The 19,672-nt window shown below is 66.2% G+C and carries 16 protein-coding genes; 6 read left to right on the forward strand and 10 right to left on the reverse strand.

Annotation, left to right across the window (positions count from 1 at the left end; translation table 11 throughout):
- Nucleotides 1-5 precede the first annotated feature (5 nt).
- Complete coding sequence (locus ACRB8A_RS12155) at nucleotides 6-974, reverse strand: GlxA family transcriptional regulator (protein ID WP_050686824.1); 969 nt, start codon at nucleotides 972-974, stop codon at nucleotides 6-8.
- A gap of 81 nt (nucleotides 975-1,055) precedes the next feature.
- On the opposite strand from ACRB8A_RS12155, the gene ACRB8A_RS12160 reads away from it, so the two are divergent.
- Both ACRB8A_RS12160 and hrpA read left to right on the forward strand, forming a co-directional pair.
- Nucleotides 1,056-1,223 (forward strand): hypothetical protein, encoded by a 168-nt coding sequence (locus ACRB8A_RS12160; RefSeq protein WP_164468841.1) that lies wholly within the window; start codon nucleotides 1,056-1,058, stop codon nucleotides 1,221-1,223.
- 60 nt (nucleotides 1,224-1,283) lie between these two features.
- Complete coding sequence (gene hrpA, locus ACRB8A_RS12165) at nucleotides 1,284-5,228, forward strand: ATP-dependent RNA helicase HrpA (RefSeq protein ID WP_432244778.1); 3,945 nt, start codon at nucleotides 1,284-1,286, stop codon at nucleotides 5,226-5,228.
- Here the strand turns inward: hrpA and ACRB8A_RS12170 are convergent.
- From ACRB8A_RS12170 to ACRB8A_RS12180, 3 genes are read right to left on the reverse strand one after another with little or no spacing between them, the layout of a single operon-like run.
- Complete coding sequence (locus ACRB8A_RS12170; protein ID WP_050686826.1) at nucleotides 5,225-5,659, reverse strand: HIT family protein; 435 nt, start codon at nucleotides 5,657-5,659, stop codon at nucleotides 5,225-5,227. The two genes, hrpA and ACRB8A_RS12170, sit on opposite strands and share 4 nt — an antisense overlap.
- The gene (locus ACRB8A_RS12175) at nucleotides 5,656-6,795 is read right to left on the reverse strand and encodes an NAD(P)-dependent alcohol dehydrogenase (protein WP_056597236.1); all 1,140 of its coding nucleotides are present in this window, start codon (nucleotides 6,793-6,795) and stop codon (nucleotides 5,656-5,658) included. Before ACRB8A_RS12175 ends, ACRB8A_RS12170 begins: the two co-directional genes overlap by 4 nt.
- Nucleotides 6,792-7,688 (reverse strand): sulfurtransferase, encoded by an 897-nt coding sequence (locus tag ACRB8A_RS12180; protein WP_432244779.1) that lies wholly within the window; start codon nucleotides 7,686-7,688, stop codon nucleotides 6,792-6,794. Before ACRB8A_RS12180 ends, ACRB8A_RS12175 begins: the two co-directional genes overlap by 4 nt.
- A gap of 73 nt (nucleotides 7,689-7,761) precedes the next feature.
- Here ACRB8A_RS12180 and ACRB8A_RS12185 point away from each other — a divergent pair, with 73 nt between their 5' ends.
- A complete protein-coding gene (locus ACRB8A_RS12185; protein ID WP_432244780.1) occupies nucleotides 7,762-8,868 on the forward strand; it encodes a PLP-dependent cysteine synthase family protein in 1,107 nt (368 codons plus the stop codon).
- Here ACRB8A_RS12185 and ACRB8A_RS12190 read toward each other — a convergent pair.
- A complete protein-coding gene (locus ACRB8A_RS12190; RefSeq protein WP_432244781.1) occupies nucleotides 8,865-9,521 on the reverse strand; it encodes an MBL fold metallo-hydrolase in 657 nt (218 codons plus the stop codon). The two genes, ACRB8A_RS12185 and ACRB8A_RS12190, sit on opposite strands and share 4 nt — an antisense overlap.
- A gap of 95 nt (nucleotides 9,522-9,616) precedes the next feature.
- Here ACRB8A_RS12190 and ACRB8A_RS12195 point away from each other — a divergent pair, with 95 nt between their 5' ends.
- Nucleotides 9,617-10,078, forward strand: a complete 462-nt coding sequence (locus ACRB8A_RS12195) for a Fur family transcriptional regulator (RefSeq protein ID WP_432244782.1) — start codon at nucleotides 9,617-9,619, stop codon at nucleotides 10,076-10,078.
- A gap of 17 nt (nucleotides 10,079-10,095) precedes the next feature.
- On the opposite strand, the gene ACRB8A_RS12200 is transcribed toward ACRB8A_RS12195, so the two are convergent.
- The 5 genes from ACRB8A_RS12200 to ACRB8A_RS12220 form a co-directional block, all read right to left on the reverse strand.
- Entirely contained in the window at nucleotides 10,096-10,971 is an 876-nt protein-coding gene (locus ACRB8A_RS12200; protein WP_050686838.1) for a metal ABC transporter permease, read from the reverse strand.
- A complete protein-coding gene (locus ACRB8A_RS12205) occupies nucleotides 10,971-11,786 on the reverse strand; it encodes a metal ABC transporter ATP-binding protein (RefSeq protein WP_050686840.1) in 816 nt (271 codons plus the stop codon). Before ACRB8A_RS12205 ends, ACRB8A_RS12200 begins: the two co-directional genes overlap by 1 nt.
- Entirely contained in the window at nucleotides 11,787-12,767 is a 981-nt protein-coding gene (locus ACRB8A_RS12210; protein ID WP_432244783.1) for a metal ABC transporter solute-binding protein, Zn/Mn family, read from the reverse strand.
- A 102-nt stretch (nucleotides 12,768-12,869) separates the two neighbouring features.
- Nucleotides 12,870-13,940, reverse strand: coding sequence for a hemolysin family protein (locus ACRB8A_RS12215; protein WP_432244784.1), 1,071 nt, complete (start codon nucleotides 13,938-13,940; stop codon nucleotides 12,870-12,872).
- Nucleotides 13,937-15,271 (reverse strand): hemolysin family protein, encoded by a 1,335-nt coding sequence (locus ACRB8A_RS12220; protein ID WP_050685656.1) that lies wholly within the window; start codon nucleotides 15,269-15,271, stop codon nucleotides 13,937-13,939. Before ACRB8A_RS12220 ends, ACRB8A_RS12215 begins: the two co-directional genes overlap by 4 nt.
- 272 nt (nucleotides 15,272-15,543) lie before the next feature.
- On the opposite strand from ACRB8A_RS12220, the gene ACRB8A_RS12225 reads away from it, so the two are divergent.
- Nucleotides 15,544-15,678: a hypothetical protein gene (locus ACRB8A_RS12225; RefSeq protein ID WP_432244785.1), complete on the forward strand. Its 135-nt coding sequence runs from the start codon at nucleotides 15,544-15,546 to the stop codon at nucleotides 15,676-15,678.
- A gap of 148 nt (nucleotides 15,679-15,826) precedes the next feature.
- Nucleotides 15,827-19,642, forward strand: a complete 3,816-nt coding sequence (locus tag ACRB8A_RS12230) for a multifunctional oxoglutarate decarboxylase/oxoglutarate dehydrogenase thiamine pyrophosphate-binding subunit/dihydrolipoyllysine-residue succinyltransferase subunit (RefSeq protein WP_056597225.1) — start codon at nucleotides 15,827-15,829, stop codon at nucleotides 19,640-19,642.
- Nucleotides 19,643-19,672 lie beyond the last annotated feature (30 nt).

Genomic DNA, 19,672 nt, shown 5'->3' on the forward strand with positions numbered 1-19,672 from the left:
TCCGCTCAGCCCACGCCTGCCAACTGGCCGCGGAACGCCCGCCGGTAGGACTGCGGACTGGTATCGAGGACTTTGGCGAAGTGGTGCCGCAGCAGCACCGGGTGGCCAAAACCGGATTGCCTGGCCACCTCGTCGATGTTCAAGTCCGTTGACTCAAGCAGCTCCTGCGCACGGAGCACACGCTGGGAATTCAGCCAGGCAGCGGGCGTCGCGCCCGTTTCCGAGCGGAACCGGCGGGCAAAGGTACGGGCGGACATGTGCACCTGGGCGGCAAGGTCGTTGACGGAGTGTTCCCGGTCCAGGTTGCCCACCATCCAGCGCAGGAGTTCGGCCATGGGTGCCGAGCCGCAGGTGGGGATGGGCCGCTCGATGAACTGGGCCTGGCCGCCGTCCCGGTGTGGCGGTACCACCATGTCCCGGGCGATCGCGGCGGCCACCTGGGCCCCGAGTTCCACCCGGACAAGATGCAGGCAGGCATCGATTCCCGCAGCCGTGCCGGCAGAGGAAATGATGTTCCCGTCCTGGACGTAGAGCACGTTTTCGTCCACCTCAACGCCGGGATAGGAGGTGGCCAGCTCCTGCGAATGCCGCCAATGCGTGGTGGACCGCCGGTCCGCCAGCAGCCCTGCCCTGGCAAGCGCGAACACAGCCGAGCAGATCGACATCACCCAGGCGCCCCTCTTATCTGCGGCGCGCAGGGCCGCGAGCACCGGCTCCGGCAGTTCCGCGTCCCCGCCATAAGGGGTCATGATGACGAGGTCGGCGTCCAGGGTGGCGTCCAGGCCAAGCTCCACATTCATGGAAAGCCCGGATTCGAGTGTCACGCTGCCCGGGACGGGCGTGCACACCCGGAAATCGAAAGCGGGAACGCCGTTGCCCCGCCGGGACCGGTCGATGCCGAACACCTCGCAGGCGGTGCCGAACTCGAACATCGAAACGTTAGACACCACAATGACTGCCACTGTTTTGAGCATATTTCCAGTGTGGCAGTAATTCACGCTTTTTGGTCGTTTCTGCCACTGTTTTTGCTGCCGGCCCGGGATCACGATGAAGACATGGAAATCTTCGTCAGCATCCTCATCGTTTCTGTCCTCCTGGTCGTGGCAGCCACGGTTGCCGCGATCCTCCACGACGGTCGTGGTCACTTGCCCCGCATCGACTCCCGCCTGGACTGGTCAGCCTTGGAACTGCCCAGTTCCAGCCACACCAGCCGCCTCTTCTGACGTCCGGGGTCCGGACCGGCCCCTGGGCGGCCCGGCTGCGGCAGTAGACTGTCAGCAGCCATGACTTTTCATATTTCCTATCCCGCCGAGCTGCCGGTTTCCGAGCGCCGCGACGACCTGATGGCCGCCATTGCCGCCAACCAGGTGACAATCATTGCCGGCGAGACCGGTTCCGGAAAGACCACCCAGATCCCCAAAATGTGCCTTGAACTGGGCCTGGGCGAGAACGGCCTGATCGGCCATACCCAGCCCCGGCGGCTGGCGGCACGCACGGTGGCCGAACGCATTGCGGAGGAACTGGGCGTGGACATCGGCCAGGAGGTGGGCTTCCAGGTCCGCTTCACCGGTGAAGTCAGCCGCAACACCAAGGTCAAGCTGATGACGGACGGCATCCTGCTGGCCGAGATCCAGCGCGACAAGCTGCTGCGCAAATACAACGCGATCATCATCGATGAAGCGCATGAGCGCAGCCTGAACATCGACTTCATCCTGGGCTACCTGCGGCGGATCCTGCCGCAGCGCCCGGACCTGAAGGTCATCATCACCTCCGCCACCATTGATCCAGAGCGGTTCGCCAACCATTTCGGCACGCCGGAGCAGCCGGCACCGATCATCGAGGTCTCCGGCCGGACCTTCCCGGTGGAAATCCGCTACCGGCCGCTCTCGCAGCCCAAGGACGACCAGGACGAGGGCTCGGACGATGAACTCGAGGAGGACCGGGACCCGCTGGACGCGGTCTGCGACGCTGTGGACGAACTGGCTTCCGAGGCCCCCGGCGACATCCTGGTGTTCTTCTCCGGTGAACGCGAAATCCGGGACGCTGCAGAAGCGCTGCAAGCCCGGATCCAGTCCAACCGCAGGCTGGCGGGCACCGAGGTCCTGCCACTGTTTGCCCGGCTGAGCCTGCAGGAACAGCACAAGGTGTTCCACCCGGGTTCCAAACGCCGCATTGTCCTGGCCACCAACGTGGCGGAAACCTCGCTGACCGTGCCAGGCATCAAGTACGTGATCGACACGGGCACCGCCCGCATCTCCCGCTACTCGCACCGCACCAAAGTCCAGCGGCTGCCCATCGAACGGGTTTCGCAGGCATCCGCCAACCAGCGTTCGGGCCGGTGCGGCCGTGTGTCGGACGGCATCGCCATCCGGCTGTACTCGGAGGAGGACTTCGAGTCCCGCCCCCTCTTCACCGATCCTGAGATCCTGCGCACCAACCTTGCCGCGGTCATTTTGCAGATGACCGCCATGGGTGTGGCACGCGGGCCCAAGGACGTTGAAGAGTTTCCCTTCGTGGAGCCGCCCGAGTCTCGGGCCATCAACGACGGCGTCACCCTGCTCCGCGAACTCGGCGCCCTGGCAGCGGCGCAGCCGGCCGGCGCAAAGGGCGGTGCAAAGGGCGGCGGGCTGACCGCCGTCGGGCACCAGCTGGCGCAGTTGCCGGTGGATCCCCGCCTGGGCAGGATGATTGTGGAGGCCGGCAAACGTGGCTGCGTCCGCGAAGTCATGATCCTGGCAGCCGCGCTCACCATCCAGGACCCGCGCGAACGGCCCACCGACAAGCAGCAGCTCGCGGCCGAAAAGCACAATCGGTTCAAGGACGAGAATTCGGATTTCACCGGGTTCCTGAACCTCTGGAATTACCTGCAGGAGAAGCAGCAGGAGCTCTCCTCCTCAGCATTCCGGCGCCTGTGCCGCAACGAGTTCATCAACTACCTGCGCGTCCGCGAGTGGCAGGACCTCTTCGCGCAGCTGCGCCAGCTGGCCCGCCCCCTGGGCATCAGCCTGGACAACAATCGCGAGGTGGATCCCGTGGGCAACCACGAAGGCATCCACATCAGCCTGCTGTCCGGCCTGCTGAGCCACATCGGCATCCTGGACGAACGCAAGCGCGAATACGCGGGCGCCCGGGGCAGCCGGTTCGCAATTTTCCCCGGGTCTGCGCTGTTCAAGAAGTCCCCCACGTTCGTGATGGCCGCCGAGCTGGTGGAGACCAGCCGCCTCTGGGCACGCGTGGCAGCCCGCTTTGATCCGCTGTGGGCGGAACAGGTGGCACCGGACCTGGTGAAGCGCAGCTACAGCGAGCCGCACTGGTCCACCAGGCAGGGCTCGGTGATGGCCTACGAAAAGGTCACCCTCTACGGGGTACCGATCATCGCCCAGCGGAAGATCAACTACGGCCGGGTGGATCCGGTCCTGGCCCGCGAGCTGTTCATCCGCCATGCGCTGGTGGAAGGCGACTGGAAAACCCAGCACAAGTTCTTCCACCGCAACCGGGCCCTCCTGCACGAGGTGGAGGAACTGGAAGCGCGGATGCGCCGCCGGGACCTCATGGTGGATGACGAGACGCTTTTTGAGTTCTACGACGCGCGGATAGGCGCTGAGGTGGTCTCCGAACGGCACTTCGACAAGTGGTGGAAGGACGCCCGCCGGGAGCAGCCGGACCTGCTGGACTATGACAAGTCGTTGCTGATCAGCAACGACGCCGATGACCTGGACGATTCCGCCTACCCCAAGTCCTGGCTGCACAAGGGATTCGACCTGCCGCTGAGCTACGAGTTCCACCCGGTGGCTCCCGGTTCTGCGCCCAACCCGTCCGACGGCGTGACGGCAGAAGTGCCGGTCCTTTTCCTGAACCAGCTCGACGACGCCCCCTTCCGGTGGCTTATTCCGGGCCAACGTGTGGAGCTGGTAACGGCCCTGATCAAGTCGCTGCCCAAGCAGGTCCGGAAAAACTTCGTGCCTGCTCCTGACGTCGCCCGCCAAACGGTAGCCGTCCTCGAAGCCGACTTCGACCCGGCGGCGGATGACCTCGAAGCCTCCCTCGAACTGGCCCTCCGGCGGCTCCGCGGTGCTGTCATCCCGCCGGGATCGTGGAACTGGGACGCCGTTCCCCCTCACCTGCGCGTGAGCTTCAAGGTGGTGGACAGCAAAGGCAAGGTGCTGGAGGAGGGCAAGGACCTGCCGGCGCTCCAGGAACGGCTGGCACCGGCCACCCGGCGTGCCATCGCCGAGTCCCTCGGCGCCACCCCTGCGACAACCGATCCTGCCGCCGGGGGAAAGGTCAAACGCAACGGCACAGGGCCCGACGCCGGCACAGCCGCTGCCGGGGGGCGGGGGCAGGTGCCCGGCGGCTTCGCCGAACAGACCGGATTGGTTGAGTGGTCGGTGGGGACCCTCCAGCAGCAGGTCAGCAGCATGGTCAAAGGCCACACTGTAACTGGCTTTCCCGCCCTGGTGGACCAGGGGACGTCAGTGTCCCTCCGCGTGTTCCAGACTCCGGCCGAGCAGCAGGCTGCCATGCGGGGCGGCGTCATCAGGTTGCTGGCCCTGCGCGTCCCGGCACCCGACCGCTACGTCCTCGAACACTTGAGCAACACCGAGAAGCTCACGTTCAGCCAGAACCCGCACGGCTCGGTCACGGCGCTGATCGCAGACTGCGCCCTGGCAGCCATCGACAAGCTGGTCCCCGCCCAGCTGCCGTGGGACCGGGCAGCCTTCGACGCGCTGTATGAGACCGTGCGGGCCGAGCTGATCGACACCGTCTTCAGCGTCACGGCCGTGGTGGAACGGATCCTGGCCAGCGCCCGCCGGATCGAGAAGCAGCTGAAGGGCACCACCAGCCTGGCTCTCATCAGCGCCCTCAATGACATCCGGAGCCAGCTGGAGAACCTGGTCCATCCCGGCTTTGTGGCACGCACGGGCTACTCCCAGCTCAGCCAGCTCCCGCGCTACCTGGCTGCGATCGAGAAACGCCTGGAACGCCTCCCGGGCAACGTGCAGCGGGATGCGCTGGGGATGGCTGCGGTCCAGCGGCTGGAGGACGATTACGACGACGCCGTGTCCGCCCTCCTGCCGGGCCGGCGCGCCGGGCACGAATTAACCCAGGTGCGCTGGATGATCGAGGAACTGCGGGTCAGCCTGTTTGCGGTGGAGCTGGGTACCGCCTACTCCGTCTCGGAAAAACGCATCCGTGCCGTGCTCAACAAGGCACTCGCCCCGGCTTAGCCCGGTTCCCCCGGCACCGCGGCGCCGTACCCGGCGTCGCGGAGGCCCTGGCGGAGTTTCGCCGCGTGCCCATCCAGTGCCACCGGATCCGGGTTCTGGTCCACGGAGCCGAAGTCGTAGTCCGCCATGCTGCGGGACGGCCACACATGGACGTGGAGGTGGTTGATCTCGTAACCGGCCACCAGCAGGCCTGCCCGGGGGGCGCCGAAGAGGTCCACCTGGACCGCGCCAATGCGGCGCGCAACCTCCATGACCCGGGCCAGGGTTTCCGGTGACGCGTCGGTCCACCGGTCCACTTCTTCGGTGGGGACCACCAGGGTGTGGCCGTCTGCAAGCGGCCCCGTGGTGAGGAAGGCGGCGACATCGGCTTCGCGCCAGACGAAGCGGCCCGGAATCTCGCCGTTGATGATTTTGGTGAACAGCGTGCTCACGCGTCTGCCTCCTTGGCGGGTGCCTGCAGGGTGCTGGTGTCCAGCACAAACCGGTATTTCACGTCGCCGGCCACCATCCGGTGGTAGGCCTCATTCAGCTGGTCCGCGCCCACCAGTTCGATGTCCGCCACCACGCCGTGTTCGGCGCAGAAGTCCAGCATCTCCTGGGTTTCGGCGATTCCGCCGATCAGGGAGCCGGCATAGGCAATCCGGCGGCGGATGAGCGCGCCCGGGTTGACCGGCGGCATGGCCTCGGACGGCAGGCCCAGCTGGAACAGGGCCCCGTCCACGCGCAGCGTCCGGAAGAAGGGGTTCAGGTCGTGGGGTGCGGCCACGGTGTCGATGATCAGGTCGATGGTACGGTCCGCCGCTGCCATTGCGGCAGGGTCCCGCGACAGGACCACGTCGTCCGCGCCGAGCTCCAGGGCTGCGGGCGCCTTGGCTTCGGAGGTGGTGAAAACCACCACCTTTGCGCCCATGGCCTTGGCCAGTTTGACGGCCATGTGACCCAGTCCGCCGAGGCCCACAACACCCACCACGTCGCCCTCTTCGACGTCGAAATGGCGGAGCGGGGAAAACGTGGTGACACCAGCGCACAGCAGCGGGGCCACGGCGGCCGGATCCAGCGATTCCGGCACCCGCAGCACGTAGCGCCGGTCCACCACCACAGAGGTGGCATAGCCGCCCTGCGTGACGGTGTCCCCGTTGCGCCGGTCCTTGGCTCCATAGGTGCCGGTCATGCCGTTTTCGCAGTATTGCTCCAGGCCGTCCAGGCAGCTGCCGCATTCCCGGCACGAGTCCACCATGCACCCCACCCCCACACGGTCGCCGGCCGCGAAGTCCGTAACGTCGGCGCCGACGCGGCTGACGGTGCCCACGATCTCGTGGCCGGGAACCAGCGGATAGGACTGGTTGCCCCACTCCCCCCGGGTGGCGTGCACATCGGAATGGCACAGCCCGCAGTACTCGATGGCGATTTCGACGTCGTCCGCCTTGGGCGCCCGCCGCGCAACGGTGAGCGGGACCAGGCCGCTGTCCCCCGACGTGGCGCCATAGGCGGCGGCCAGCACGCCGCCGTCGGCAACGGGGTTGATGGTTTGGGCGAGGGGCGGGGGTACGGGGCGTCCTGGGGTCATAGTGCGACGCTACCCCCGCGGCCGCCCGCGTTGCCAGTTGGCTGCCGTTCCGACCCGTCCGGTTCCGGGCCGGTGGCCACGGGAAGGTCCGGCCGGTTGGACCATTCCGAGAATGATCCCGGATACAGGGCAGCGCTGAAGCCGGCCAGTTCCAGGGCCGCCACCTGGTGTGCTGCGGTAACACCGGAGCCGCAGTAGACGGCCACCGGCACGCCGTCCCGCGCGCCCAGCGCCTCGAACCTGCGGCGCAGGTCCGCGGCCGGCAGGAAGAGCCCGTTGGCCGCCAAGTTCGCCGCCGCCGGCGCACTGACGGCCCCGGGGATGTGGCCGGCGCGCGGGTCGACGGGTTCCACATCACCGCGGTAGCGTTCCCCGGCCCGCGCATCCAGGAGCAGGCCGCGGTCAGGCCACTCCGCAGCCGCAGCGGCGTCCAGGACGGGCATTGCACCCGCCGCAAGGTCAATGTCGCCCGGTTCCGGTACCACCGGACCGGCGGCGAGCGGGAGCCCCGCCGCGCGCCAGGCGGCCAGGCCGCCGTCGAGCAGGAAAACGGTGGCAATCCCGGCGTCCCGAAGCAGCCACCACAAGCGGGCCGCGGCCATGTTGCCGCTGTCGTCGTACGCCACCACCACGTCCCCGGACCGCAGGCCCCAACCCCTGGCGGCGTCCTGGAATGCCCGCGCCTCCGGCAGCGGGTGCCGGCCCCGGCCTTCCGCTGCCGGATCGGCAAGCTCGGCGGCGAGGTCCACAAATACCGCGCCCGGCAGGTGCTCGGCCAGGTAGTAGTCACGGCCGTGGGGGTCGCCCAGCGCCCAGCGCACATCAAGGAGGACCGTCCGCTCACCGGCGGCAAGGCGGCCGGCCAGCCGGTCCACATCCATCAGGGGTTCCATGGGGCTCCTTCGGTGCTTTGACGTTCGGTTCCAACTCTAAAGGGCGGGGCCGCGCCGCAGGTAGGCTGGTGCGGTGAAGATCGAGCAGGGCAGCGCCCCGGACCACGGCAGCAGGAAAAGCAGCGACCGGGCATGGGCGGACGCGGCCATCCGGAAGATCGCGGCGGAAAACAACCGCTCCGCCGATACCCACCTCTACTCGGTCCCGCTGCCGGAACACTGGGGCATCGGTCTGTACCTCAAGGACGAGTCCACCCACCGTTCCGGCAGCCTGAAGCACCGGCTGGCCCGGTCCCTGTTCCTATTCGGCCTGGTGAACGGCTGGATCCGGTCCGACACCACCATCGTTGAAGCCTCCAGCGGCAGTACCGCCGTGTCCGAGGCTTATTTCGCCCAGCTCCTGGAGCTCCCGTTCATCGCCGTCATGGCACGCAGCACCAGCGCAGAGAAAATCGCCCTGATCGAGCAGTTCGGGGGCTCCTGCCTGCTGGTGGACCACGCCGCGGAGGTCTACGCCACTGCTGAGGAAGTGGCGGCCACCTGCAACGGCCACTACATGGACCAGTTCACCTACGCCGAACGGGCCACCGATTGGCGTGGGAACAACAACATCGCCGAGTCCATCTTCGGCCAGCTCCGGCTCGAGGAACATCCGGTGCCGGACTGGATCGTGGTGGGCGCCGGGACCGGCGGCACCAGCGCCACCATCGGTCGGTACCTCCGCTACAACAACCATTCCACGCAGCTGCTGGTGGTGGACCCGGAAAACTCGGCGTTCCTCCCCGGCTGGCGGGGCGCCGCCGATCCCGCCGGGTTGCCATCCCGCATCGAAGGAATCGGCCGCGCCAGGATGGAACCCAGCTTTGTGCCGTCCGTGATCGATGCCATGATCCAGGTCCCGGACGCGGCATCCGTCGCCGCGATGCGGCACCTGCGGACCCTCACGGGGTTCGCCGCCGGGCCCTCCACCGGAACCAACCTCTGGGGAGTCTGGCAGACGGTGGCCGGGATGCTCGCGGCAGGCCGCACCGGCAGCGTTGTCACCCTGATGTGTGACGGCGGCGAACGCTACGCGGGCAACTACTACAACCCTGCCTGGCTGGCGGCCCAGGGCCTGGACCCGGCGCCCTACGAAGCCATCCTCGCAGAGTTCTTCGAGACGGGCGCCTGGCCGGTTTAGGCCTCCACCGACTCGCCCGGCTCAAGGTGCGTGTAGGTGACGCCGTATTTCGCGCCGAGCCGCTGTACCTGCGTCTCCACGATCTTCAGGCCGGCAGCGTTGAGCAGCCCGTCGTGGATCTGGTACACCTGCGGAGCCCGGACACCGATCACGAAGTCCACCACCTCGGACATTTTGGACCAGGGCGCGTGCAGCGGCACCAGCAGTGTCTTGACGCTGATCCCGTCCGGGATGATGAAGGAATCCCCCGGGTGGTAGACGTTCCCGTCCACCAGGTAGCCGATGTTGGCCACCACCGGAATCTGGGGGTGGATCAGGGCGTGCTGGCCGCCGAAACTGCTGATGGCAAAGCCTGCCGCTTCAAAGGTGCTGCCGGGATCCACCGTGTGGATGGCTCCGGCGGCGCCGGGTGCTTCGGCGCGCAGTTTCTCCGCCACTCCCGCCGGGGCGTGGACAGCCGGGGCGCCAGGGCCGTTGAGCACCTCAACCACTGCCGCCATATCAATGTGGTCAGGGTGTTCGTGGGTCACCAGGATAGCTTCGGCGCCGGGCAGCGCCTGGTCGGTTTCGGAGAACGTGCCGGGGTCAAGGACCAGCACCCGGCCGTCCTTTTCGAGCCGGACACAGGCGTGCGTGTATTTCGTCAGCTTCATCCGGCCAGCCTAGGGTCCGGTCAGCACCCTGTCCACGACGCCGCGGCTGGTAATCTGTAGCGTTGCACCCATCCCCACGGAAAGGCAGTCCCTCCATGCCGTTCGGAGCCCAGGCTGACGCCACCACCCCGCCGCCGGCCAGTGGGGGCAAGGAACAACGCGTGACCAAACAGCGCAAGGCGGTCAGCGCCGCCCTGGACACGCTCAGTGATTTTGTCAGCACGCAGGAGCTGTACCGGATCCTGCAGAACCAGGGCGATTCGGTCTCGCTGGCCACCGCCTACCGGATCCTGCAGTCCCTCGCTGACGAGGGCCTCGTGGATGTGCTCCGCAACGGCGACGGCGAAGCGGTGTACCGCCGCTGCGCGGTCACCGGCCACCACCACCACCTGCTGTGCCGCAACTGCGGCAAGGCTGTGGAGGTGGAGGCCCCGGCCGTTGAAACCTGGGCCACCCGGACCGCAGCGGTGCACGGCTATACGGAAGTGGCCCACACGGTGGAAATATTTGGGCTGTGCCCGGACTGCACCAGCCTCAAGGCCGCCGGCCTGCTGTAGCACGACCCGGCAGCAATTCAGGCGCCCTGCAGTACGCGGCCGTTGAGCCCCCTGCGGGCCCGGAAAGCGCCGATCCCCCGGCACACGGCATAAATCAGGAACGACAGCGTGGTCACGTAGGGGCTGATGGGGATCCGGCCGCCCAGCGCCAGCAGGATCCCGCCCACGGTGGCCACCACCGCGAACGCCACGCTCAGCAGCACCACGGCCACCGGGCTTGAGGTCACCCTCAAGGCCGCGGCCGCAGGGGTGATCAGCAGGGCGAGGACCAACAAGGCACCCACCACCTGGATGGACAAGGCAACGCTGACGCCCAGCAGCACCATAAACACCAGCGCCAGTGTCCTGACGGGAACACCGCGGGCCTCCGCCAGCTCGGGGTCCACACTGGCGAAGTTCAGCGGACGCCAGATCGCAAAAAGCGCCAGCATCACCACCACGGCGGTCCCGGCCAGGGCCTGCAGCTGGACGGTGTCCACGGACACGATCTGGCCGGTCAGCAAACCGAATTTGTTGGCGGCACGGCCCTCGTACAGCGAGAGGAACAGGATGCCCAGCCCCAGGCCGAACGGCATGATGACGCCGATGATTGAGTTTTTGTCCCGGGCACGGACCCCCATCAGGCCCAGGAGCAGCGCGGCGGCGACGGAGCCGATCAGCGAACCGAAAACCACGTCCGTACCGATCAGCAGCGCGAAGGCTGCCCCGGCAAAGGACAGTTCGGAGATGCCGTGCACTGCAAAGGCCAGGTCGCGCTTCATCACAAACGTTCCCACCAGCCCGCCCAGGAGGCCCAGGACGGCACCGGCCCAGATGGAGTTCTGGACCAGGACCAGCAGTTCGCCGTAGTTATCAAAGCTGAAGATGGCTCCGAGGATGCTGTCGAGGTCCATCAGGCGGCGTCCCCTGCCAGTTCCCGGCCGGCACTGTGATGGTGCGTGGTGGCATCCGGGAGCCCCACCACCACGATCCTGCCGTTGGCATGGATCACTTCGACGTGGCTGCCGTAGAGGTCGGAAAGTACCTCGGTGGTCATGACCTCCTCGGGGGCGCCCACCCGGAACCGGCCGCCGGCCAGGTACAGGACGCGGTCCACATAGTCGATCACGGGGTTGATTTCGTGGGTCACAAACACTACTGCGCTGTTCTTTTTATGGCACTGCTTGTTGATCAGCGCGCTCACGGCCTGCTGGTGGTGCAGGTCAAGGGAAAGCAATGGCTCGTCGCAGAGCAGCACCTGCGGGTCCGTGGCGAGGGCCTGGGCCACGCGGAGCCGTTGCTGCTCGCCGCCGGAGAGCTGGCCGACGGGTACCTTGGCGTATTCCGTGGCCCCGACAAGTTCCAGGAGCTCGTCAATCCGGCGGTTCACTTTGGCTGCGGAGAAACGGAATCCCCAGCGGTGGCCGTCCACGCCCAGGCCAACCAGGTCCCGGGCACGCATGGGAACATCCGGGGCGAAGGATTTCTGCTGCGGGATGTAGCCGATCAGGTTGCTGCCGCGCTCCACGGGGTGACCGCCAAGGGTGGCCGTTCCGTGATGCAGGTCCTGAAGTCCCAGCAGGACCTTGAGGAAGCTGGTTTTGCCGCTTCCATTCGGACCCAGGACAGCAAAGAACTCCCCGGGCCTGATATCCAGGTCCAGGTCCTCCCAAAGCGCCCGCTGACCGAACTTGAGGGAGGCGCCGGTGAGGCTGACCGCGGGTTTCAACTATTTATTCTCCAGAATTTTGCTGATCTTCTCCACATTGTCCGTCATCCACTGCAGGTACGTCTTGCCCTCAGGCAGCGTCTCGTTGAAGTCAACGACCGGTACGCCTGCGGATTCGGCTGCCTTCTTCAGGGCTTCGGTTTGCGGGCCCTCGGTCTGCTCATTGTAGGCAAGGAGCAGGACCGTCTTGGCTGACACCAGGTCAGTCGCCGTCTTGAGAACAGCGGGCGGAACGTCCGTGCCTTCCTCGATGGCGGCCGTGTATTCCTCGGGGGTGGCGTTTTCCAGGCCTGCATCCGCCAGGAGGTAGAGCGGCACAGGTTCGGTGACGGCAACCTGCTTGCCGGCACCGGCGCCTTTGAGGGCGTCGAGGCTGCCGTGGAGTTTTTCCACAGCGGATTTGAAGGATGCGGCATTGGCCTCGAACGTGGCTGCCGAACCGGGGTCCAGTTCGGTGAGCCGTGCAGCAATGCTGTCCGCGAGTTTCTCCATGGCAGGCAGGCTGTACCAGACGTGTTCGTTGAAGGCGCCGTGGTCGTGGTCATGGTCTTCGGCGTCGGCTGCGCCGCCTGCCGTGGCCTCCGCCGTCGCGTCGCCGTGATCGTCCAGTCCGGAGATGTCCACGGCGTTCAGGATGTTGCCGTCGGCAAGGCTGCTGTCCTTGGTCAGGGTTGTGACGAAGTCGTCGTAGCCGCCACCGTTTTCGATCACCAGGTCTGCTTTGGAAACCGCCAGCCTGTCCTGTGCCGTGGCCTCGTAGGAGTGCGGGTCCTGGCTGGTTTTGTTGATGATGGCCGTGACGCTGACGGCGTCCCCACCGATGGCCTGGGCGATATCCCCGTAGACGTTGGTGGAGGCCACCACGGAAATCCCGTCCGCCGCAGACTCGGTCGCAGCCTGCGGCGCGGCGCAGCCCGCCAGCAGGAGGCCAAGGCCGGCAAAGGCGGCGAGGGAAGTGTGGGCAGCGGCAGGACGGCGCACGAAAAAACCTTCAATCAGGAGGAGAGGACAACCCGTCCAGCGTATACCTAAATAGGAATGATTCCTATTTAGGTATAAGCCGCGGACGCCGGGCGGGGCCGGTCAGGCCCCGTTGGGCTGGCCCAACCGGCGGATGCCCGTTGCCTGCGTGGCATCACGGATCTGGCCCACGAGCTGTTCAATCACATCCTCGAGGAACAGGACACCCCTGGTGTTCCCGTCGGGGCCGATCACGCGGGCCAGGTGCGACCCGGTGCGCTGCATAACGGACATCGCCTTTTCGATCTCGTCGTCGAGGGCCAGGTTGGCCAACGACCTGACCCGGCTTTCGGCGATGGCTTCGCCGTACGCCGAGTCGGGAATGGAGAGCACATCTTTTACGTGCAGGTAGCCGTAAAGCAGGTCTTCGTCGTCCAGCATGGGGAACCGGGAGAACCCGGTCCTGCTGACAGCCTTCTCGAACTCCACGGGGGTGGTGGCTGCTTTGAGCATCACCAGTTCACCCAGCGGCACCATGATGTCCTGCGCCGTGTGTTCGGAGAACTCCAGTGCCCCGGTGATGAGGCCGGCGTCGTCATCCACCAGCCCATGGCGGGTGGACTCCTGGACGATCGACTGCACCTCCTCAAGGGTGAAGGAGGACGTCACCTCATCCTTGGGCTCGATCCGGAGCAGCTTCAGGATGTGGTTGGCGGACCAGTTGAGGACCGAGATGACGGGATTGACCAGCCGGGCAATAAACATCAGCGGCGGCGCCAGGAACAGGGCTGCCTTGTCCGCGGCGGAAACGGAAATGTTTTTGGGCACCATCTCGCCGAAGGTCACGTGCAGGAACGTCACCAGCATCAGCGCCACCACAAACGCGGCAACGTCAGCGACCTCCATGGGAACGCCCAGGGTCTCCATGGGCACCGCCAGCAGGTGGTGGATGGCCGGTTCGGCCACCAGCAGGATCAGCAGGGAGCACACGGTGATGCCCAGCTGGGCGCAGGCGAGCATCAGCGAGACATTCTCCATGGCCTTCAGGGTCGTCTGCGCCCGTTTGGAACCTGCCTCGGCCAGCGGTTCGATCTGGCTGCGGCGGGCTGACATCACGGCAAATTCAGCGGCCACAAAAAAGGCGTTGCCAAGCAGCAGGACAGCCAGCCAAAGTATTCCGGCCCAGTCGCTCATGCCTGGTTCCTGTCGTTGGTGGTCTCTTCGGGGTCCGGGGCGGCCGGCCGGAAGCAGATCCGGTCGATCCTGCGCCCGTCCATCCTGGTGACGCTCAGGACGCCGCCACCCACGGGCACGGTGTCTCCCACGGTGGCAATCCGGCCCAGCTCGCTCATCACGTAACCGCCAACAGTTTCGTAGGCTGCTTCGTCAGGGACGGTCAGCCCGGGGACCTGTTCGGAAAGTTCATCGGGCCGGAGCAGGCCCGGGAAGTACCAGTCCCCCGATGCACTCTGCAGCAGACCGGGGCGGACCTTGTCGTGCTCATCGGCCACCTCCCCCACGATTTCCTCCACGAGGTCCTCGAGGGTGGCGATGCCGGCTGTGCCGCCGTATTCGTCCAGGACCACTGCCAGTTGAAGGTTCCCCTCGCGCAGTTCGGCGAGGAGCGCGTCGAGATGGATGGTCTCGGGTACCCGCAACACCTCGGTCATGATGGCACCGGCTTCGAGTTTGTGCCGCCGGTCCCAGGGCACTGCCACGGCTTTTTTGACGTGGACCAGGCCCCTGATGTCATCCGCCGAATCGCCGATCACCGGAAACCGGGAGTACCCGGTCCGGCGCGCGGCGTCCACAATGTCAGAGACGGGCTGGCTGGCGTCGATGGTTTCCACCCGGATCCGGGGCGTCATAACATCCGCCGCCGTCCGCGTGGAAAAGTTCAGGGTGCGGGCAACGAAGTTTGCCGTCCCGGCGTCGAGCGTTCCCATGGCCGCTGAGCGGCGCACCAGGGAGGCAAGCTCCGAGGGGGTGCGGGCGCCGGAGATTTCCTCCTTGGCCTCGAGCCCGAAAACGTTGAGGACTTTGTTGGAGAATCCGTTGAGCACCACAATCGCCGGCTTGAACACGGCCGTGAACATCAGTTGCGGACGGGCCAGGGCCTTGCCCACCTGGAAGGAGAGCGCAATGGCCATGTTCTTGGGCACCAGTTCGCCCAGCAGCATGGACAGCAGGGTGGCAAGCACCATGGCCAGGGCCAGCGAAATGGAGGCCACGGCAACGTCGGGAAGTCCGACGGCGGCCAGCGGGCCTTCCAGGAGTTTGCCCACCGATGGTTCCATCACGTAGCCCGTGAGGAGCGTCGTGAGGGTGATGCCCAGCTGGCAGCTGGAGAGCTGCGTCGACAGCGATTTCAGGCACGCAAGAAGGGGCACGGCGCCGGTGTCGCCGTTGTCAACGGCGCGCTGGACGGTGGGCTGGTCCAGGGCGATCAGGGAAAACTCGACGGCGACAAAGAACCCGGTCCCGGCGATCAGCAGCAAGCCTGCTGCAAGGAAAATCCATTCCACTCAGCATCCCGCCCGGCGGGCCTGCGTAGCGCGGCAAAACCGCGAAGCCCTGGGCCGGAACAACGGCCTGGCCGGAGGGGGATGGTCAGCTGTTGCCGACCTGCCCTGGCGGGTCCCGGACGGCTGCTGGGCCGCTGGGGAATGGGAACGTGTTCGGGGTTTGCCGGCTCTGCGGGTGGACTGCGCGGTGCTGCTCTTAATGCTCCGCTGACAGCCCCCAGGCCGGCACCTAGATTTACTGTCCATAAGGGCTTCAGTCTACAGGAGCCCTTATGGCCGTCCGGACCCGGCACCGCCGCCTGCCGGGTCCGCGGCGCTGGTCCCGGCGGGCGGACGCCGCCACTCCTGCGGCCGGCGCAACACCGGCGCGGCCCGCCATATTCCCGTACACCGGCGTCACGTCATGATTTGGGTCACCCTTATTGGCAGTTAACACAGGATGCTCACTAGACTTGCAGAGGTCTGGGTTCAGAGGACGCAGAGGCCGGCTCAACCGCAGTGCTTAAGCACCGTTGGCCGGAGGGAAATCAAACTCATGGAAGAGGCGTATTTCAAGTGCCAGAGCAGCCTAGCCACCGTCTACCAGAGGAATTTGGCGGAAATGAGTGGCTCGTTGACGAACTGTACGAGCAGTACCAAGAGGACAAGAACGCGGTGGACTCCAAGTGGTGGCCGCTGTTTGAATCTTTCGGCTCCGGCAGCGGTTCTTCTTCCAATGGACATTCGGGCCACGTCGAAGCCAACCCCGCAACCCGGGAACTTCCGGTGGTGAAGGCCGCTGCCCCGCCGGCACCGGCAGCACCGCCTGCGGCCGCTCCGGCCAAACCCGCCGCAGCGCCGGCCGCGGCTGCGCCGGCTTCTGCCGCAGCTCCCGTGAAGAAGGCCCCGGCAACAGAAGCCCGCGATGGCGGCAAGAAGACCGGTGCGGGCAATGGCGCCCAGCCCATCCCGGCGCAGCTGCCCAAGAACGTCAAGGCGCCCACAGCACCGGAAGAGGACGTTGTCTCCGTCCTCCGCGGCCCGGCCAAGGCCATCGCCACCAACATGGTCACCAGCCTTGAGGTTCCCACGGCCACCAGCGTGCGCGCCATCCCCGCCAAGCTGCTGATAGATAACCGCGTGGTGATCAACTCCAACCTGGCCCGCGCACGCGGCGGCAAGGTTTCCTTCACGCACCTGATCGGCTATGCCGTGATCCGGGCCCTGGCCCAGTTCCCGTCGATGAACGTCTTTTATGACGAGGTGGACGGAAAGCCCTCCGCGGTCCAGCCTGCCCACGTGAATTTCGGCATTGCGATCGACATGCCCAAGCCCGACGGCACCCGCCTGCTGATGGTCCCGAACATCAAAAAGGCCGAAACCCTCAACTTCGCCGAGTTCTGGCACACCTACGAGGACCTCATCAAGCGGGCCCGGGCCGGCAAGCTCACCGCTGACGACCACCAGGGCACCACCGTTTCGCTGACCAACCCCGGCGGTATCGGCACGGTCCACTCCGTACCCAGGCTCTCCAAGGGCCAGGCCGCCATCATCGGCGTCGGCGCCCTTGACTACCCGGCCGAGTTCCAGGGTGCCAGCGAAAAGATCATCGCGCACAACGCCATCAGCAAGGTCCTCACGCTGACGTCCACGTACGACCACCGGGTCATCCAGGGCGCGGGGAGCGGCGAGTTCCTCAAGCTGGTGCACCAGCTCCTGCTCGGCGCGCAGGGCTTCTACGACGAGATCTTCGAATCCCTGCGGATTCCGTACGAGCCCGTGCGCTGGAGCCCGGACCTGCAGGTGGACCCCGCCGACCAAATCAACAAGGTCGCCCGGATCCAGCAGCTGATCCACTCCTACCGCGTCCGCGGACACCTGATGGCGGACACCGATCCGCTGGAATACGTCCAGCGCAAGCACCCGGACCTCGATGTCCTGACCTACGGCCTCACCCTGTGGGACCTGGACCGCGAATGGCCCACGGGTGGCTTCGGCGGCAAGCCGATGCTCGCCTTCCGCGACATCCTCGGCGTACTCCGCGACGCCTACTGCCGCACCACCGGCATCGAGTACATGCACATCCAGGACCCGGACGAGCGCAAGTGGTTCCAGGACCAGCTGGAGCATCCGTACTCCAAGCCCAGCCGTGAAGAGCAGCTCCGGATCGTCTCGAAGCTCAACGCTGCCGAGGCCTTCGAGACGTTCCTGCAGACCAAGTTCGTGGGCCAGAAGCGCTTCTCCCTTGAGGGTGGCGAATCCCTGATTCCGCTGCTGGACGCCATCATGTCCGACGCAGCCGACGACGGCCTGGACGAGGTTGCGATCGGTATGGCCCACCGTGGCCGGCTCAACGTGCTCACCAACATTGCCGGCAAGACCTATGCCCAGGTCTTCCGCGAATTCGAAGGCACCCAGGATCCGCGCTCCGTGCAGGGCTCCGGTGACGTGAAGTACCACCTGGGCACCGAAGGGACCTTCACCTCGGACAACGGCAAGGAGACCAAGGTCTACCTGGCTGCCAACCCGTCCCACCTTGAAGCTGTGGACTCGGTCCTCGAAGGCATCGTCCGCGCCAAGCAGGACCGCCTGGACCAGGGCGAATCCTTCCCCGTGCTGCCCATCATGGTGCACGGTGACGCAGCCTTCGCCGGCCAGGGCGTGGTGGCGGAGACACTTAACCTCTCCCAGCTCCGTGGCTACCGCACCGGCGGCACCATCCACGTAGTGGTCAACAACCAGGTTGGTTTCACCACCGCGCCGTCCTCTTCCCGTTCCTCCACGTACTCCACCGACGTTGCCAAGATGATCCAGGCGCCGGTGTTCCACGTGAACGGCGACGATCCCGAAGCAGTGGTCCGCATCGGCCAGCTCGCCTACGAGTTCCGCCAGCGGTTCCACAAGGACGTTGTCATCGACATGGTCTGCTACCGCAGGCGCGGCCACAACGAGGGCGACGACCCCTCGATGACCCAGCCGCTGATGTACAACCTGATCGAAGCCAAGCGCTCCGTCCGCAAGCTGTACACAGAGTCGCTGATCGGCCGCGGTGACATCACCGAGGAAGAAGCCGAGCAGCTCCTCCGCGATTACCAGGAACGGCTGGAGCGGGTCTTCGCCGAAACGCACGCAGCCCAGACCTCGCCGATCCCGATCATCACGGCCGACTCCGCAGCAGTCTCGGACATCGAGCGCCCGCACGCCCAGCAGTCCGATTTCGGTATCAACTCCCCGGCCTCCACCGCAATCTCCAAGGAGACCCTGGCGCGGATCGGCACGGCACACGTTGAAATCCCCGAAGGCTTCACCGTGCACGCCAAGCTCAAGCAGCTCCTGGAGAAGCGCGAGCAGATGTCCCGTGAAGGCGGCATCGACTGGGGCTTCGGCGAGATCGCGGCCTTCGGTTCGCTGATCATGGAGGGCGTGCCCGTCCGGCTGGCCGGCCAGGACTCGCGGCGCGGGACGTTCGTCCAGCGCCACGCGGTGTTCCACGACCGCGCCAACGGCAAGGAATGGCTGCCCCTGGGCAACCTGTCCGATGACCAGGCCAAGCTGTGGATCTACGATTCCCTGCTGTCCGAATACGCCGCCATGGGCTTCGAGTACGGCTACTCGGTGGAACGCCCGGATGCACTGGTGCTGTGGGAAGCCCAGTTCGGCGACTTCGTCAACGGCGCCCAGACCATCATTGATGAGTTCATCTCCTCTGCCGAGCAGAAGTGGGGCCAGCGTTCCTCGCTGGTGCTGATGCTCCCGCACGGCTACGAGGGCCAGGGCCCTGACCACTCCTCCGCACGGATCGAACGGTTCCTGCAGATGTGTGCCGAGCAGAACATGATCGTGGCCAACCCCACCACGGCGGCCTCCCACTTCCACCTGCTGCGCCGCCAGGCGTACAGCCGGCCACGGAAGCCGCTGATCATCTTCACGCCCAAGCAGCTCCTGCGCCTCAAGGCCGCAGCATCTTCGGTGGAGGACTTCACCACCGGCACCTTCCTGCCCGTGATCCCGGACCATGAGCAGCTGCCGGCGGACGCCGTCGAACGCGTCCTGCTGGTATCCGGCCGCCTGTACTACGATCTCCTGTCCACCCGGCAGAAGACCGGCGACAAGACCACCGCAATCGTCCGCGTGGAGCAGCTGTACCCGCTGCCGCACGAGGAGATCGCCACGGAACTTGCCAAGTACCCGAACGCCGAAGCCGTATGGGCCCAGGATGAGCCGGCCAACCAGGGACCGTGGCCGTTCATTGGCCTGAACCTGCCCGACGCACTGGACCGCAAGGTCCGGCTTGTGTCACGGCCGGCATCTGCCTCCACGGCAGCCGGTTCCATGAAACGCCACGCTGCGGAGCAGGATCTGCTGCTTAAGCAGGCTTTTTCACAGAAATAACCGCTAAGGCTGCCCGGCCGGACGTCGAAA

The sequence above is a fragment of the Arthrobacter sp. G.S.26 genome (assembly GCF_050847375.1).
In the GTDB taxonomy this organism is placed as follows: Bacteria; Actinomycetota; Actinomycetes; order Actinomycetales; family Micrococcaceae; genus Arthrobacter.

Bases quoted from the DNA above. Each gene is read 5' to 3' on its own strand.
- ACRB8A_RS12215 (WP_432244784.1), bottom strand. From the start codon at position 13,940: ATGAGCGACTGGGCCGGAATACTTTGGCTGGCTGTCCTGCTGCTTGGC.
- ACRB8A_RS12195 (WP_432244782.1), top strand. From the start codon at position 9,617: ATGCCGTTCGGAGCCCAGGCTGACGCCACCACCCCGCCGCCGGCCAGT.
- ACRB8A_RS12155 (WP_050686824.1), bottom strand. From the start codon at position 974: ATGCTCAAAACAGTGGCAGTCATTGTGGTGTCTAACGTTTCGATGTTC.
- ACRB8A_RS12180 (WP_432244779.1), bottom strand. From the start codon at position 7,688: ATGGAACCCCTGATGGATGTGGACCGGCTGGCCGGCCGCCTTGCCGCC.
- ACRB8A_RS12225 (WP_432244785.1), top strand. From the start codon at position 15,544: ATGGCCGTCCGGACCCGGCACCGCCGCCTGCCGGGTCCGCGGCGCTGG.
- ACRB8A_RS12190 (WP_432244781.1), bottom strand. From the start codon at position 9,521: ATGAAGCTGACGAAATACACGCACGCCTGTGTCCGGCTCGAAAAGGAC.
- ACRB8A_RS12160 (WP_164468841.1), top strand. From the start codon at position 1,056: ATGGAAATCTTCGTCAGCATCCTCATCGTTTCTGTCCTCCTGGTCGTG.
- ACRB8A_RS12200 (WP_050686838.1), bottom strand. From the start codon at position 10,971: ATGGACCTCGACAGCATCCTCGGAGCCATCTTCAGCTTTGATAACTAC.
- hrpA (WP_432244778.1), top strand. From the start codon at position 1,284: ATGACTTTTCATATTTCCTATCCCGCCGAGCTGCCGGTTTCCGAGCGC.
- ACRB8A_RS12175 (WP_056597236.1), bottom strand. From the start codon at position 6,795: ATGACCCCAGGACGCCCCGTACCCCCGCCCCTCGCCCAAACCATCAAC.